Raw genomic sequence first — 14,484 nt, forward strand, 5'->3', positions numbered from 1 at the left:
GAATTTTTACACTCTATACAAAATAGAAAAACTTAGCGCAACAAGAAGGGAATTTTAACCGTTATGGCATTAGTTGGACATTCTTTTTCACAAGGCAAACAAAACCAACATTCATCGTATTTCATGTAAGCTTTCCCTGTTTCTGGATTTTTGGCCAGTACATCCAAAGGACAAACATCAATGCATACCTGGCACTTCTCCAAACACTTAGACTCATCTACGGTGACTGGAACATCAACTCGTTGTGTAATTAAAGCCATAGTTAGGTGCGATGGTTAATGGTGAATAGAGTTATCCGATTGTCAAGTGGGATGGAGTGAGTTTATGGATATGATAGTGAGAAATCAAAGATAGTGACGAGAACTCACCTCTACAATAAGCTGTCTAGCATTTAAACAACTTATTATAGGAGCCTGGTGCGTTAGATCCAAAGTTTTGTAGAACTCACAAATTATTTAGAACTGACGCACTCTACAATATCTTCTCTATCTACAAATAAATCAACTCGACAATATCTTACATCCCACTTGAATGTATAGTAATCTTAGTGTTATTGATCCCAATGACGGGAACAAATAACCTAATCTTACTATAACTCAACGCGCTACAACATTATAATCCTCTTTATGTAAATCAACCTCCACAATATAAGGTTCAACTGGACGCTTAAACAAGCTCATTTCTCCTGATTCCCCTTTTTTCAAATTAACATGGCAAAACCACTCTTCATTATTTTTCTCAGGGTAATCTAGCCGATAATGATAAAGCCCCCAACGAGTCTCACAGCGATACAAAGAAGCCCTCGCGGCCATTTCCGCACAGTCTCGAATAAAGTGAACCTCCATGCAGCGCATTAACTCATGAGGATCGCGAGCGCCCATTTCCTGTAGAGTTTCTTGATAACGGACAAAATTTTTCAGCCCAATCTCTATTTTGTTTCCAACTTTGGGTGGTTGTAAATAATCATTCACTAAGCGCCGTAACTTATATTCTACTTGCGTGTGAGGGATTCCATTGGGCAGCTTTAAAGGTGCATAAACCCGCGCTTTTTCTGCTTCCAAAAAATCAGCGTCCGGCTCGACATAATCTAAACTTTGGATGTAGTCAATGGCATTAGTTCCTGCTATTCTACCGAACACAAAAGCCCCGATCATATAATTATGAGGAACGCTTGCCATATCTCCCGCTGCGTAGAGTCCGGGTACAGTTGTTTCTGCCTTTTCATTCACCCAAACACCAGAGGCGCTGTGCCCGCTGCATAGCCCAATTTCAGAAATGTGCATTTCAACGCCGTGATCACGATAATTTTCCCCTCTACCCTCGTGAAATCGACCTCGACTCGGCCGCTCATTTGACCAAAGAATTGACTCTATTTCAGCGATAGTATCTTCATCGAGATGAGTCATTTTTAATTGAATTGGGCCTTTACCAGAGTGTAATTCATTCCAGATTTCCAGCATCATTTGACCGCTCCAATAATCGCAACTAATGAAGCGATGACCTTCGGCATTAGCAGTGTGAGCACCGAAGGGACCGGCGACATAAGCGCAAGCAGGGCCGTTATAATCTTTAATTAGCGGGTTGACTTGAAAACACTCAATGTTAGTGAGTTCTGCTCCAGCGTGGTAAGCCATTGAATAGCCATCTCCGGCATTAGTCGGATTTTCATAGGTGCCATAAAGATAGCCGGAATCGGGTAGTCCTAAACGACCACAAGCACCTGTAGAAAGAATGACAGCTTTCGCTTGAATTACTACAAAATCGCCACTTCGCACATCAAAGCCAAGGGCTCCAGTAGCGCGTCCTGCTTGAACTAAAACGCGGGTTGCCATTACTCGATTGGTAACTTTAACTTTGTGGCGTTTTACCTGTCTGGTTAAAATTTGTTTGAGGTCTTTGCCTTCGGGCATTGGCAACACATATTTGCCGACGCGATGAACTTGTTTTAAGTCGTAGTTACCTTGGGCATCTTTCTGAAATTTTACTCCCCAAGTTTCTAACTCTTGGATGACTTCATAGCCTAATTTTCCAGTTTGATAAACGGCTTTTTGGTTGAGGATGCCGTCATTAGCAAGGGTAATTTCGCGAACGTACTGTTCTGGTGTAGAATGGCCGGGAATGACGGCTGTGTTTACACCGTCCATTCCCATTGCGATCGCACCACTTCTGCGAATATTTGCCTTTTCTAAAATCAGCACTTCGCTATCAGGATTTGCCTGTTTAGCTTTGATGCCAGCCATTGTGCCAGCCGTACCGCCACCAATTACAAGCACATCAGTTTTTATCCATTGAGTATTCACGTTAATTTCTCCTGGCTAATGACGCTACTTACCATCTTTCAAAACGATTTCTTTAATTTGGACGGGCTTAGGAATAAGTTGCAGTTTTTGGAAGGTATCAGCAATTTGTTGCTGTCCGGCAATCTCTTCATCGCTGAGGGGAAAAACGCCATAGTTGCGTCGCTTTTCAGACACTTCTAACACGGAGGCTTCTATCCCTAATTGCGTCTCCAGAAATTTAGCCACTTCTACGGGATTGTCGGCCGCCCATCGATCTACCTTTTTGACTTCATCTAAAATGAGTTTCAAAATCTCAGGATGTTCGTCCACAAAACTCTTGCGGGCAAGATAGTAACCTCGATTGGCAGCGATTCCTGTTGCATCTGCTATAAGTCTCGCGCCGGCGGTTTTTTCTGCGGCTGCTAAATAGGGGTCCCAAATCGCCCAAGCATCAACATTTCTGCCTTCAAAAGCGGCGCGGGCATCTGCTGGTTTGAGAAAAACTGGAGTGATGTCGCTGTATTTAAGTCCAGCAGATTCTAAGGCTTTAACTAAGAGGTAATTAGTGTTAGATCCTTTAGCAAAAGCAACTTTTTTGCCTTTAAGATCGGCAATAGTTTGTATGGGTGAATCCTTGGGAACCACAATACCTTCAGATTGAGGATTTGCCGTTTCGTAAGCAACATAAACTAATGGTGTTCCGGCAGCTTGGGCAAAGACTGGTGGTGCTTCTCCTGTGTAGCCAAAGTCAATACTGCCTGCGTTCATTCCTTCTAATAGAGGAGGCCCAGCAGGAAATTCTACAAATTTTACAGAAGATTTGGAGGCTGCTAAGGCTTTTTCTAAGTCACCTTTGGTTTTGAGGGCGTTGAGAACGGTAGCAGATTTTTGGTAGCCGATGCTAACTGTAATGCTTTTTGGAGGTGCGTAGGTGTTCGCAGTGGCCGTGCCCTGTGTGGTAGCGGTAGGAGAACAAGCCGCCACTACCAAACTCAAGCCGAGTCCGGTTGCAAATAGCAGGGAAAGACTGCGAACTCTCCGAAAAAGGAAAATTTGGCGGCAGTAGCTCAAAATGCCTAAGAGGTGGGTTTCTGCCAGCTTAATCAACATAAATGCCAACAAGAAAGGGATGGAGAGTAACTTTACTGGCAGTATACCACTGTATATCGATAAATTTACCGGAGTTAATAGTTAAGCAGAGGGCAAAATTTTATTTCTAAAGAGATATTAGAAGTTGTCGGTATTACAGGCAATATACGCTAATTTGATCGATTTACAGTATTTTAATTTTTGGGGTACGATCGCGCATCATTATTATGCGGTAATGGTTAGTCATGCTCTCAATTGACCAGTAGTATGCCCTTATTGCCCAGCAAAGTTATTTAAACGCCCCCTTTTCCCTTCTCTCCTTTTTCACCTTGCAAAGCAAAAATCGGAGTTGGAGCAGATTTCCCCTTCAGAGCAACAGATCCCAAAGCCTCGCAAATGAAGTTTAGCCCGATCGACTCACACACCCTTTCACCAATCAAAATTTGGTTTTCCCCTGCCTTGCTCATCAACCGAGCCGCCGTATTCACCGTATCGCCCAGGATATTAAACTCCCTGCGCCCTCGCGGTTCCCCAACCTCAGCAGCAAACACCGGCCCCCGGGAAAGCCCAATTTGACAGCTTACTTTTACTTCTTCACCCGCGATAATTACCAGAGGCAAACCTGCAATGATATCTCGGATCGCAATCGCCGCACTAGCCGCGCGGCTGCCGTCATCCGTGTGAGCGTCGGGCACGCCAAAATAAATCAGCATATCCGAACCGTCTAAGTGCGCCGTTACTTTTTGCAACACGCCCCCTTTAGCTGACACTACAGCATCGATCGACGCAAACACCCGAGAAAAACCGACTACCAGATTAACTTCTTCCTCCGGCGAAGCTTTTTCCACAGACTCCGGTAAACCAATCAAGTTGACAAACATCACCGTCGGTTCAGGAAAATCCGGCGGAATTTTCCGCCTGTCTGCATTTTCCACCAGCAGTCTCAGGATCGTTTTGGGAATATAACTAGCAAGGGGTTCAAGCCGATTCACAGCTTCCCCGATTTCTTTTACCAAGCCCGCAACGCTGCGATCAAGCAATACTGAACTCGGCATCCGTCGCCCAGTCAAAGTGATATCATACTCTCCGAGTTGATCGTCGGTGAAATCGTCCGCCACCAAAAAATAACCCGGTTTCCCGGCTTCAAAACGAAATTGCTCTGCCAAAGACTCTCTAGCAGTTTCAGTCACACACACCCGCCCCACAGTTCCAGAACCCTCAGCTTGCTTGGCTTGCTGGACTGAATGCCCCAGCAGTACGTGAGCCATCCGCAGCGGGGTACCGATGTCAGCACTAATATAGCGACCGCAGTGGATGCCCACCCGCATCCTCAAAGACAAAACACCCCGCGCCGTTTCAATATTGGCAAATTCAGCCATCGCCCGCTGCATCCGCAGACCCGCCCGCACCGCCCTCGCTGTATCCTCTTGGTAAACCCCTGACAGAAACTGCACCAGCATCGCATCTCCGGTAAACTCCAGCAAATCCCCGCCCGATTTGCTGACAATTTCAATCATCGAGGCAAAATAGTCGTTAATCACGCCCAGCAGGCTTTCAGCTCCCTTGCGCCCTTGGGCCGCGTTCGCTTCCAACAGCGACGTAAACCCTTCCAAATCGGTGAACAGCAAGGTGCCTGTTTGCCACTGGTAGCGCACCTCGCCGGGGTTGGGCGGAGATTCGGACACTGTCCTGGGTACGTAGTCGTGGAGGATGTAGCGCAGAGTTCGCAGGTGATCGAAAACCCCCATTAGCGTTGCGGGGGACGGATCTACCCACGCAGCAGCGTACAGTTGGGCGGAAAGGAGCGATCGCAGTCGCAGTTCGATCGCAGCTAAGGGAGGATTGTAGGTTAATCTATTAATAATTTCCACCTAAGTTTATTCTTAAAAAATAAGGTAAGTTCGATCGCTCTAGAGGCAACACCAATAGCTCGACTTAATACCATTATGATAAGTTTCCAGTGAACCCATACCAACCCAACCCAGAACCCAGGATAGAAACTTCCGAAAGTCACAGTTTGCTAGCTCCCGATTTGATCAAAGCTGCTCGCTCCGCCTATGGTATGTATCTAAAAGTGCATTCCGACCAGATGCAGCGTCCGGCCGGCGTAGTTGTCAGTCAAGGAAGCGATCGAGGTCAGCTAATTTTTGCTTCGCAGCCCGTTTTGTTGCCCGGTGAACGTTTTGTTACTTTTGACGAAATTGAATCTCAAATGTATTAATTGGTAATTGGTAATTGGTCATTAATCATTGGTAACTAATATTATGTCCGCTGGCAAGCTCGCAATAAAATAGGTTTCTAGCGAAGACACAAGTTTTCAGGATTTTATAAAGACTTGGATTCCTGACTATTAACACTTTTTATGATGGGTAGACCGGACACGATCTAACAAGTAACAACTAACTATTGAGAAGTAACAAGTGATACATAACCCCAGTCAACAGTCAACAGTCAACAGTCAACAGTCAACTTAATGGAAATTATCTTTAATTGCCTTGTCACGGCGATCGTTTTTATTTTGGGATCTGCTATTGGCAGCTTTCTAAATGTGGTAGTCTATCGGTTGCCTGCGGGTTTGTCGGTGATCCACCCTCCTTCTCGCTGTCCCAAATGTTTAAATCAACTCAGAAATTACGAAAATATACCTGTTTTCGGTTGGCTGTGGCTGCGGGGACGCTGCAATCACTGCCACAGTCGGATTTCCGTCCGCTATCCGCTGGTGGAAGCAGCTACGGGTTTGCTGTTTTTGTTAATCTTCTGGCGGTTTGGCCTAACAGTGCAAACTCTTGGTTTTTGGGCTTTGTTTAGCTGGCTGTTGGCTTTGTCTTTGATTGATTGCGATACAATGACTTTGCCTAATTCTTTAACTCGATCGGGTTTGGTGATCGGATTGGTTTTCCAGGTGGCAAAAGGTTGGTGGCCGACATTTAGTTTGATCGACTCGATACACTATCTGGTACTCGACGGGATCGTGGGAGCAGTTGTCGGGTTGTGGCTGTTTGACGCGATCGGACTCGCCGGGACGATTGGCCTGGGCCAGAATGCGATGGGCGCCGGAGATACCAAATTGGCCGCCTTGATGGGAGCTTGGCTGGGCTGGAAATACTTGCTGCTAGCGGGATTCATCGCCTGTGTAGCCGGGGCTTTTGCCGGTGGCGGGGCGATCGCCATCGGCTTGCTCGATCGGCGTCAACCCATGCCTTTTGGCCCCTTTCTGGCTCTCGGTGCAGCAATTACTGCTCTGTGGGGCGAAGCTATCTTATCTAGTTACTGGCAGTTGTTTTTCCCGAATTTTAGTTCCTGATCGGCAGGTAGTCAGGCGCGATCGAGCATGATATTGTCTCAAAAATTGGTAAAATTGTTCCGTGTCTTGGATTACACTTACAACTACTAGCTTTCGTTGGGAAGCGGAATTAATGCAGCAGCTCCTAGCTGCTCATGAAATCCCGGCCCGGATTGTAGACTTGGGCATAGCATCTTATTTGGGTGCTGGAAGTGCTACAGCCCTGCAAGTTCTTCCAGAACACCAGCGAACAGCATCGCTCCTCATCAGTCCAGTTGAAGATGAGCCAGAATCTGGTGATTAGTCATTAGTCATTAGTCATTAGTCACTGAACAACTAGCAATTGACAACTAGCAACTAACAACTAACAATTACTAATTACCAATTACCAATTCCCAATTACCAATTACCAATTACCAATTACCAAGTTTTAATGTCTCTATTTGATTGGTTTGCAAATCGAAGAAAATCAGTACCGAACTCCCAAGAACGGCCGGAACGAGAAATTGCGGACGGACTTTGGAATAAATGCGAAGCTTGCGGTGCCCTGAGTTATACCAAAGACCTGCGAGCAAATCAAATGGTTTGCTTGGAATGCGGGCATCATATCAGAGTTTACAGTGACGATCGCATCGAGCAGTTGATTGATCCCAATACCTGGGAGCCCCTTAACGAAGGACTGCACGCCACCGATCCCCTGAAATTTCGCGATCGCAAAAAATATAGCGATCGACTTCGAGAATTTCAAGAAAAAACAGGCCACCTAGACGCCGTAGAAACAGGCATCGGCAAACTCGAAAATTTGCCCGTCGCCCTCGGAGTCATGGAATTTCAGTTCATCGGCGGCAGCATGGGTTCAGTAGTCGGAGAAAAGCTGACTCGCCTCATCGAACACGCCACGCGGGAACGCTTGCCCGTGATCATTGTCTGCGCTTCCGGTGGTGCAAGAATGCAAGAAGGAATGCTCAGCTTGATGCAAATGGCTAAAATTTCCGGGGCTCTGGAACGCCACCGGGAAGCGAGACTGCTTTACATCCCGATTTTGACCCACCCGACCACCGGCGGCGTCACCGCCAGTTTTGCAATGCTGGGAGACATTATAATTGCAGAGCCAAAAGCTACTGTGGCCTTTACGGGCGGCCGGGTAATCGAGCAAACTCTGCGGGAAAAGCTGCCGGAAAATTATCAAACTTCCGAATATTCCTTCGCCCACGGTTTTGTAGATTTGATTGTACCCCGGACTCAATTAAAGAAAACTCTTGGTCAGCTCATCAGCCTCCACCAGCCCCAGCCTTTCTTGGCCGGCTCGGAATTCCCCGCCCTCGAAGCCAGCGATAACCACGCTTTGCCCCCGCAGACTCACGCTTTCAAACTTTCTCCCTAAGCTGCCGCGCTGGAGGATTGTCTGTTGGTGAGTGCGGGGTACAGAGGGAAATTTCTGAGGAGTTGCCAAAAACCTGGCTTCTACCAAAAATATTTAGTTTGGTAACGAGACGTTCACGCAGACACCGGGTTTTGATCCCAGAGCGCGCAACTCCTATTGGTAATAACGACCCAGCAGTGGGATGATATTGATCGGAAGTTGATTGGCCCTGAAGTTGGGCTGGGCAAAAATGCCTAGTCGCAGTTAGCGGTTAGTTAGCTTGCGATCGAACAAAATCTCAGAACAAACTAACAGAACAAGCTAACAGCGCTTTCTAAAATTGTCCGGCTTTCAGTTAATAGCCGTCAACTCAATTTTGACCTGTCAGCGACCTAAAAATTATGGGTTTTGCAGACCTGTCCATCGCAGAAATAGCAGAGGACTTCAACGTCCCTGTTGAAGACGTGATCCGTTTGTGCGACGAGTTGGAAATTGCCTACAAGCACCCTCAAACCCGTTTGGCTTTGGAGGATGTTAAGGCAATTATGTCCACTCTCGAAAAAAGGCGCGACTCAAAACTTCTTGCAGATTAGATCGCAAAATTCCTCTACCTTTAAAGGTATAGCTGCAGAAACTTTCGCCAGTTGTTGCAGAATCAGGGAATTTTGAACACAAATCTGTTTGCCAGGTACGATCTCTTAGCGTTCAATAATTTGCCGGATTTTTTTAAGGAGAACCATGCTTAAAAGATATTTCATTGCTCTGACCGCTGTATTCTTGAGCTTTCAGTTATTTGTCAGCAGTGCGATGGCTGTCGAACTGAGTCCTGAACTTCGCACTGTGACTTTGAATGACAAGGGTGCTCCGGTGGTGCTGAGCCTCAAACAAGTTCAGCAAGGCAAACGCCTGTTCAATTCGGCTTGTGCTCAATGTCACGCTGCGGGCATGACAAAAACTGACCCGAACGTGAATTTGAGCCCGGAAACTCTGGCTTTGGCCAACCCGCCCCGGAATAATATTGAGTCGCTGGTGGACTTTATGAAAAATCCCACCACTTATGACGGGTTTGAGGAAATTTCGGAACTGCATCCGAGCATGAAGAGCGCGGATATTTTCGCTGAGATGAGAAATCTCTCGGATGACGATTTGTACGCGATTGCCGGTCACATTCTGTTGCAGCCGAAAATTGTTTCCAAACAGTGGGCTGGTGGCAAAGGCGCTCGCTAATCGATTTTAGATTTTAGATTTTAGATTTTGGATTTTGGATTGGGAGAGCGCTGAAGTTCGGCAAGAATTGCTGGCTCGTCGTTTTTCGCTCTAAAATCTGAAATCTAAAATTTACCTCCGGCTCATTGATTCTCGCAAAAGGTTGTAGTCCCTCATGCTGCGTCGTGGTGCTTTTGTCTGCTTTCTGTTGGGGATGTTAATTATTTTGCCCGTGCTGTTGGCTCCTCAACCTGTTTTGGCTGCTGCCGATTCTTACGTGAATAGGTATTTACAAGCCAGCGAACCTGTGGCTCTGGAGTTGGACTCTGAGGGACATACTCGCTTGTTTTCGGCTCAGGATTTGTCTGCGGGCAAGGTATTGTTCGAGCAAAATTGCCTGAATTGTCACGTCGGAGGAGCTAATTTGCCTGATCCGACGATATCTTTGTCTTTGGCTGACCTCCAGGGGGCAACGCCTCCCCGCAACAACATCAATAGTCTGGTGGCGTATCTGAGAGAACCGATGACTTATGACGGTACTGAGGAGACTTTTTGGTGCCGCCAAGTGCCGGAAAGCTGGATGCCACAGGCTGAGATTGAAAATTTAGCGGCTTTTGTGATCCGGGCTGCTCAGAAAGCTCCGGGCTGGGGCGTGGAGAATTTTGAGAGTTGAACTGCCACTGCCAAAAAGTGGTAAATTACTCGGAAGAAGGCGATACGACTGCGCGATCGCGCCTGTTTTAACAGGTAAAATATCTAAAGAATCACCCTTTGCGTGTCCATTAGAGGAGAACTGCGTTGAAAAGACTCTTATCGATCGCCCTGTTAGCGATCGCAATTTTTACCGTCGGCTTTGGCCGCCCTGCTTTGGCAGGAGATGCCGTTAAAGGAGCTAAAGTCTTTAGCGCCAACTGTGCTGCTTGTCACATCGGTGGCGGCAACGTGGTTATGGCCATGAAAACCTTGAAAAAGAGTGCTCTTGAGAAGTACGGCATGAATTCTCTCGAAGCTATTACCACTCAGGTAACTAAGGGCAAAAATGCTATGCCTGCTTTCGGCGCCAAGTTGAAGCCCGAACAAATCGAGGATGTAGCAACCTACGTGCTCGAGCAATCTGAGAAAGACTGGAAAGGCTAAACTGCTTCTTTGAAGTCGGACAAGCTGGGCGGGCTTGATTTAATTTAAAACTTGTCCTCCCGATCGCACCCTCTCTCACCCTTTGGCGAATAAATAGCGGTTTGCAGCGATCTTAACCTATTTGGGAAAGCGCGCCAGAAATCCGATTTTTATTAGCTCAAGGGCGAGGGAGGGTAATTTTATTTTAGATTTTAGATTTTAGATTGAAGATTGAAGATTGAAGATTGCTAAATGCTGACTTTGTATAAATTGTCAAGCATCTTATATTAAGGTTTATGTAGGGAAGCGGTTCATAAATTGGGCTTGTGTGCTAGGATGTAAACCCTTTACTACCAAAGCCTTGAAATCCAAATTAAAGTTGCTCGGTGATCCGCAATCTACACCTGTTATGAACGTAAAAACATCAGCAAAAGTTAAAACTCAAGTTAAAACTCTCGGAGACGCTGCATCTGGGGCAATTGAGAAATATTTCCGCAAAAGTGTAGCGCACGAGGCTGAAGTTATCAAAGACAAAGACGCGGAAGAACTTCATCAAATGCGCGTGGGATTGAGACGTTTGCGATCGGCTGTGACTGGTTTTGCTCCGGTTTTAGATTGGCCAAAAGAGGCTTCGGAACGTAAAATTGGTAAGGTGGGGCGGATTCTGGGAACGCTCAGGGATTTGGATGTGATGCTCGAAAGTCTCCAAAACCGCTATTACCCGAATTTGCCGGCTGACGAACAGGAAGTTTTGGATAAAGCTTTGTTGAATTTGCTCAAACAGCGCCACCGGGCTTTGAAAGGGGTGAGGGCGATTTTAGAACACAAAACCTACGAATCGCTGAAGCAGTCGATCGAGGATTGGCTGAAAAAACCGCAGTTTCAGGCGATCGAACATTTGCCAATTGCTGAGGTTTTGCCAGATTTACTGTTACCTCAAGTCAGCGAGTTTTTCCTGCATCCGGCTTGGCTGTTGGGCACGGAATATGAGGATGGCAAAGTTAAAATTGCTGATGATTTGAATGCTGAGGCTGTCGAAGAGAAGTTAGCAGCGGAGGGAACTATTCTGCACGATTTGCGGAAGCAAGCGAAGCGGGTTCGCTATTTGATGAATCTGTTTGGCGATTTTTACAGCGAGACTTACGAAGTTTATGTCGAAGATGTGAAAGCTATTCAGGAATGTTTGGGTGATATTCAAGACAGCGAAGTTTTAGGCGAGTTTCTGACAGATTTTGTCGCTCGCGATCTGAAAAAAGAGTTGCCGAAGTTGACTGGTTTGTTGACAGAAAATCGCTATGCAGCTTGGCAAAAATGGCAAATTTTGCAGCGCAGGTATTTGAGTTCGGAAATTCGGCAAGGTTTTCGCTCTGCTTTAATTCATCCTGTGGTTGAAGATGGTGCTAAGCTCGATTAGCTGTAACTATACGCCGATCCCCGATTTATAAAAGAACTCGGGGACTTAAAGTGCGATCGCGCCTTGGGAAGGAAAAGGGCGAGCGCTTTGGAGTATGACGTAAAATAAAGGGCGATGGCGTTTTTTACCATAGCAAATCACGACTGCAACCACTTCATAAACTTATTTGTCGCAGTACCAATAGACTCTCCGACTTGTTTCTTCAACCGCCACCGCTGAAAAGCTTGTTCGTAATCTTCGCCTTCAGTTTGATAAACATTCCAAGCATTCAGCGACAATCCCAATCCCCACGTTAGTAAAATGAACAGCGACCAAGAAAGCTCGTGCGCTCCTGCTAGATTAAACAGAACTAGAAAAGTATTGATAATGCCGTACTTGGTCACATTTTTCTGCAATTTGCGACGACGGTAAGAGTTAAAAACCAGCTTTTCTTGAAATTCTCCTCTAGTTGCTAACCATTGCTGTTCCGCCGCTACAATATCCTGTTCGGAAATGCCCAATTCCGCTGCAATCTCGAAAAGCTGCACTCTGGATAATTCCCCTTCATCTTGTCGGCGTGCGATCGCAAGCTGTAAAATACCCTGAGCATCCTCTGAACCGTAAATGTGATTTATTTGACTTTCATTTGTCGCCATAACAAGTTTCCTATAATTCCTGACATCCTTTCTATGATAGATATAGAGGCCGTTAAACGACAGGTAGTGACATTGGCGGATTTCAACACCCGGACATTTGAGTGAGCGAGACTCGTGACTATGGGAGGGGAAATCGAAGAACGGATATATTTCCTCAAATTGCAACTAATTAATTTCCCGAACTTTGACTAAGTTTGCTATCTCGTTTCAACATAAATTGATAAAATATCCCAAACAAAACCACCGCAATCATTCCCACGACTAAAGAACCTTCACCCTCATGCCAATATTTAAACCAATCTAGGCGATTAGATGCCACTAACAAAGCCATTCCCGCCACCCGAAAAGCATTAATAATAAAACCACAAATAACAGCGACACCTATTACCAAAGCCTTATTTTGTTTAGTAGGAAACATCACCAAACAAACTACAGCTAAACCTAATAAGTAATTCATTGCCTCTATACCCGAACAACCCCCATTTACCAACACCCTTCCTGTAGGTAAAGCAACATAATTACCGTCACGTGTTACATTAAAACCGATATACCACAAAGAATAATAAGCAAATTTCGCAGTAAGCGAGGTAATAAAATCCACTAAAGGTAACGTAATGACACTGGGGGTGCCATGAAAAAATAGTATTACCAATTCACGCCAATATAGTTTTAAGTTATGAAAACCTACTGCAATCAGGCTCAAACCTAAACCAGACAAAAAAGGTGCAAGTCTTAAAAAAGGATCGAATTTACTGGAAACCACAGCACTTTCAAATAAAATAAAAGCTATTAAGAGAGTCCCTGCTACTGTCGATAATAGGTCACTTTTTATCTCATTCTGTTTGAGAATATCCTGGTTGTCCCAAAGCAGGGAACCCACAGCGAACCAAAAAACTATACTCATCCAAAAATGAGCAATATCCCCCAGTTTCCACAGGAGTGTCATATTCAGAGTTACTAAAGCTGTGGCGATAATGATGAGCCAAAAAAGTTTTCTCTTGAACATTTTAGATATTAGTTATTAGTTGATTGATGAGAGCCATACTTCGGACAGTTTTTGATTTTCAACCGTAGAATAAGGGTTTCAAGGCGATTCGGCAATCAAAGTACCCAAGGAAAATCGAGGGTTTCAGACTACGAACTAAAAACAGTCCAGACTATTGTTAGATCATATCATAAAAATAGTACGGGATGTGGACAACTCAGTAGCTTGAACCCCTCCTACGGAAAGGACTTGGAGGATTTTAATCGCCGTAAATTTTTGATATGAGATTAGTAAACACTCTGGAATTTGATGAATGGTGAGACTCAGAGGCCACGCATAGCTCAGCATTAGGACACCTATTGAAAAGACTGCTACTCCAAATGATTGGTTGGGTGTCTAGCACTTGCTTACTCAGCCGCTGTAAGCAAAGACTAAAAAGGAAGTGAATCAACAATAATTAAAAATAAGTAGCCTCAATGATGCTTGCATTTCTTGAGAGTAGACGCAATTGGCACCGCGCATGGTGTGACACTGAGGTTTGAGTAAATACGGCTGAGCGAGTTAGAGTTCGAGCCATGCTCAATGGTGATTATCGGCTTTTCAAGAATCGAGCGTGTCTTTATAGCAATCCTCGCATCATTTGTGAATTTCTTACTTTCTCCCTACGGGTTGGGGTGGGTTAAGGTGGGGTAAAAAATTTACGACTTCTGCAAGGATTGCTATATATCGGAAATGCTTCAGAAACAGCCTTACGGTAGTTTTTAAATGCGCTGTCTAGGGGCGATTTGACGGGAGCATCTCAATGAAAGCAGCCAAGCCCAAAATTGGAGTTGGGAGCCAGGAGGAAATAGGAAGAAGGAACGAGCCAGAAGAAGTGTGTTTACAAATGTGAGATGCTCTCTTGAGATAGGCTTCCAAGTCTGGGGTTTTCACGGTGGCGCGCTATCAGATACTAAGAAACCTGGTTTCTTGGTGAAACCAGGTTTTTAGCTCGAACATAAAATAATCAGTTTGGCATCAAGCCAGAATCGAAAACCAGTTCAAATGATAGCCTATTGAGCTTTTTGAGCTTGAGCGCGTTGCTTTTTGAACATAGTACCAAACCCAACAGCGG

Annotated in this window: 15 protein-coding genes; 9 read left to right on the plus strand and 6 right to left on the minus strand. The window is 45.5% G+C overall.

Features of this window, described 5'->3' with window-relative positions; genetic code table 11:
- Positions 1–32: 32 nt before the first annotated feature.
- The 4 genes from QUA04_RS03345 to QUA04_RS03360 form a co-directional block, all read right to left on the minus strand.
- On the minus strand, positions 33–260 hold the full coding sequence (locus QUA04_RS03345; protein WP_332959817.1) for a 4Fe-4S dicluster domain-containing protein: 228 nt from the start codon (positions 258–260) through the stop codon (positions 33–35).
- A 336-nt stretch (positions 261–596) separates the two neighbouring features.
- Entirely contained in the window at positions 597–2,300 is a 1,704-nt protein-coding gene (locus tag QUA04_RS03350; protein WP_333253751.1) for a fumarate reductase/succinate dehydrogenase flavoprotein subunit, read from the minus strand.
- Positions 2,301–2,324: 24 nt separating this feature from the next.
- Positions 2,325–3,389, minus strand: coding sequence for a sulfonate ABC transporter substrate-binding protein (locus QUA04_RS03355; RefSeq protein ID WP_333253753.1), 1,065 nt, complete (start codon positions 3,387–3,389; stop codon positions 2,325–2,327).
- A 272-nt stretch (positions 3,390–3,661) separates the two neighbouring features.
- Positions 3,662–5,239, minus strand: a complete 1,578-nt coding sequence (locus QUA04_RS03360) for an adenylate/guanylate cyclase domain-containing protein (protein ID WP_333253755.1) — start codon at positions 5,237–5,239, stop codon at positions 3,662–3,664.
- Positions 5,240–5,328: 89 nt separating this feature from the next.
- On the opposite strand from QUA04_RS03360, the gene QUA04_RS03365 reads away from it, so the two are divergent.
- From QUA04_RS03365 to QUA04_RS03405, 9 genes are all read left to right on the plus strand, one after another.
- Positions 5,329–5,589: a hypothetical protein gene (locus tag QUA04_RS03365; protein ID WP_333253757.1), complete on the plus strand. Its 261-nt coding sequence runs from the start codon at positions 5,329–5,331 to the stop codon at positions 5,587–5,589.
- 252 nt (positions 5,590–5,841) lie between these two features.
- A complete protein-coding gene (locus tag QUA04_RS03370; RefSeq protein ID WP_333253759.1) occupies positions 5,842–6,672 on the plus strand; it encodes a prepilin peptidase in 831 nt (276 codons plus the stop codon).
- A 61-nt stretch (positions 6,673–6,733) separates the two neighbouring features.
- Entirely contained in the window at positions 6,734–6,955 is a 222-nt protein-coding gene (locus QUA04_RS03375; RefSeq protein ID WP_006633441.1) for a hypothetical protein, read from the plus strand.
- A gap of 129 nt (positions 6,956–7,084) precedes the next feature.
- A complete protein-coding gene (gene accD, locus QUA04_RS03380) occupies positions 7,085–8,035 on the plus strand; it encodes an acetyl-CoA carboxylase, carboxyltransferase subunit beta (protein ID WP_333253761.1) in 951 nt (316 codons plus the stop codon).
- 380 nt (positions 8,036–8,415) lie between these two features.
- Positions 8,416–8,607 carry a hypothetical protein gene (locus QUA04_RS03385; RefSeq protein ID WP_006633443.1) on the plus strand — a complete coding sequence of 64 codons (192 nt, stop codon included), beginning with the start codon at positions 8,416–8,418 and terminating at the stop codon, positions 8,605–8,607.
- A gap of 145 nt (positions 8,608–8,752) precedes the next feature.
- The gene (gene psbV, locus QUA04_RS03390; protein WP_333035576.1) at positions 8,753–9,241 is read left to right on the plus strand and encodes a photosystem II cytochrome c-550; all 489 of its coding nucleotides are present in this window, start codon (positions 8,753–8,755) and stop codon (positions 9,239–9,241) included.
- Positions 9,242–9,395: 154 nt separating this feature from the next.
- Positions 9,396–9,893 carry a photosystem II cytochrome PsbV2 gene (psbV2, locus tag QUA04_RS03395; RefSeq protein WP_333253763.1) on the plus strand — a complete coding sequence of 166 codons (498 nt, stop codon included), beginning with the start codon at positions 9,396–9,398 and terminating at the stop codon, positions 9,891–9,893.
- Between the two features lie 125 nt (positions 9,894–10,018).
- Positions 10,019–10,357, plus strand: a complete 339-nt coding sequence (gene petJ / locus QUA04_RS03400; protein ID WP_333253764.1) for a cytochrome c6 PetJ — start codon at positions 10,019–10,021, stop codon at positions 10,355–10,357.
- Between the two features lie 388 nt (positions 10,358–10,745).
- Positions 10,746–11,750 carry a CHAD domain-containing protein gene (locus QUA04_RS03405; protein ID WP_333253767.1) on the plus strand — a complete coding sequence of 335 codons (1,005 nt, stop codon included), beginning with the start codon at positions 10,746–10,748 and terminating at the stop codon, positions 11,748–11,750.
- A gap of 137 nt (positions 11,751–11,887) precedes the next feature.
- On the opposite strand, the gene QUA04_RS03410 is transcribed toward QUA04_RS03405, so the two are convergent.
- A complete protein-coding gene (locus QUA04_RS03410) occupies positions 11,888–12,385 on the minus strand; it encodes a 2TM domain-containing protein (protein ID WP_333253770.1) in 498 nt (165 codons plus the stop codon).
- A 169-nt stretch (positions 12,386–12,554) separates the two neighbouring features.
- Complete coding sequence (gene crtA, locus QUA04_RS03415; RefSeq protein ID WP_333253772.1) at positions 12,555–13,391, minus strand: cyanoexosortase A; 837 nt, start codon at positions 13,389–13,391, stop codon at positions 12,555–12,557.
- Positions 13,392–14,484 lie beyond the last annotated feature (1,093 nt).

Origin of the sequence: Microcoleus sp. S13_C5 (assembly GCF_036700845.1) — a bacterium.
Classification (GTDB): Bacteria; Cyanobacteriota; Cyanobacteriia; order Cyanobacteriales; family Microcoleaceae; genus Microcoleus.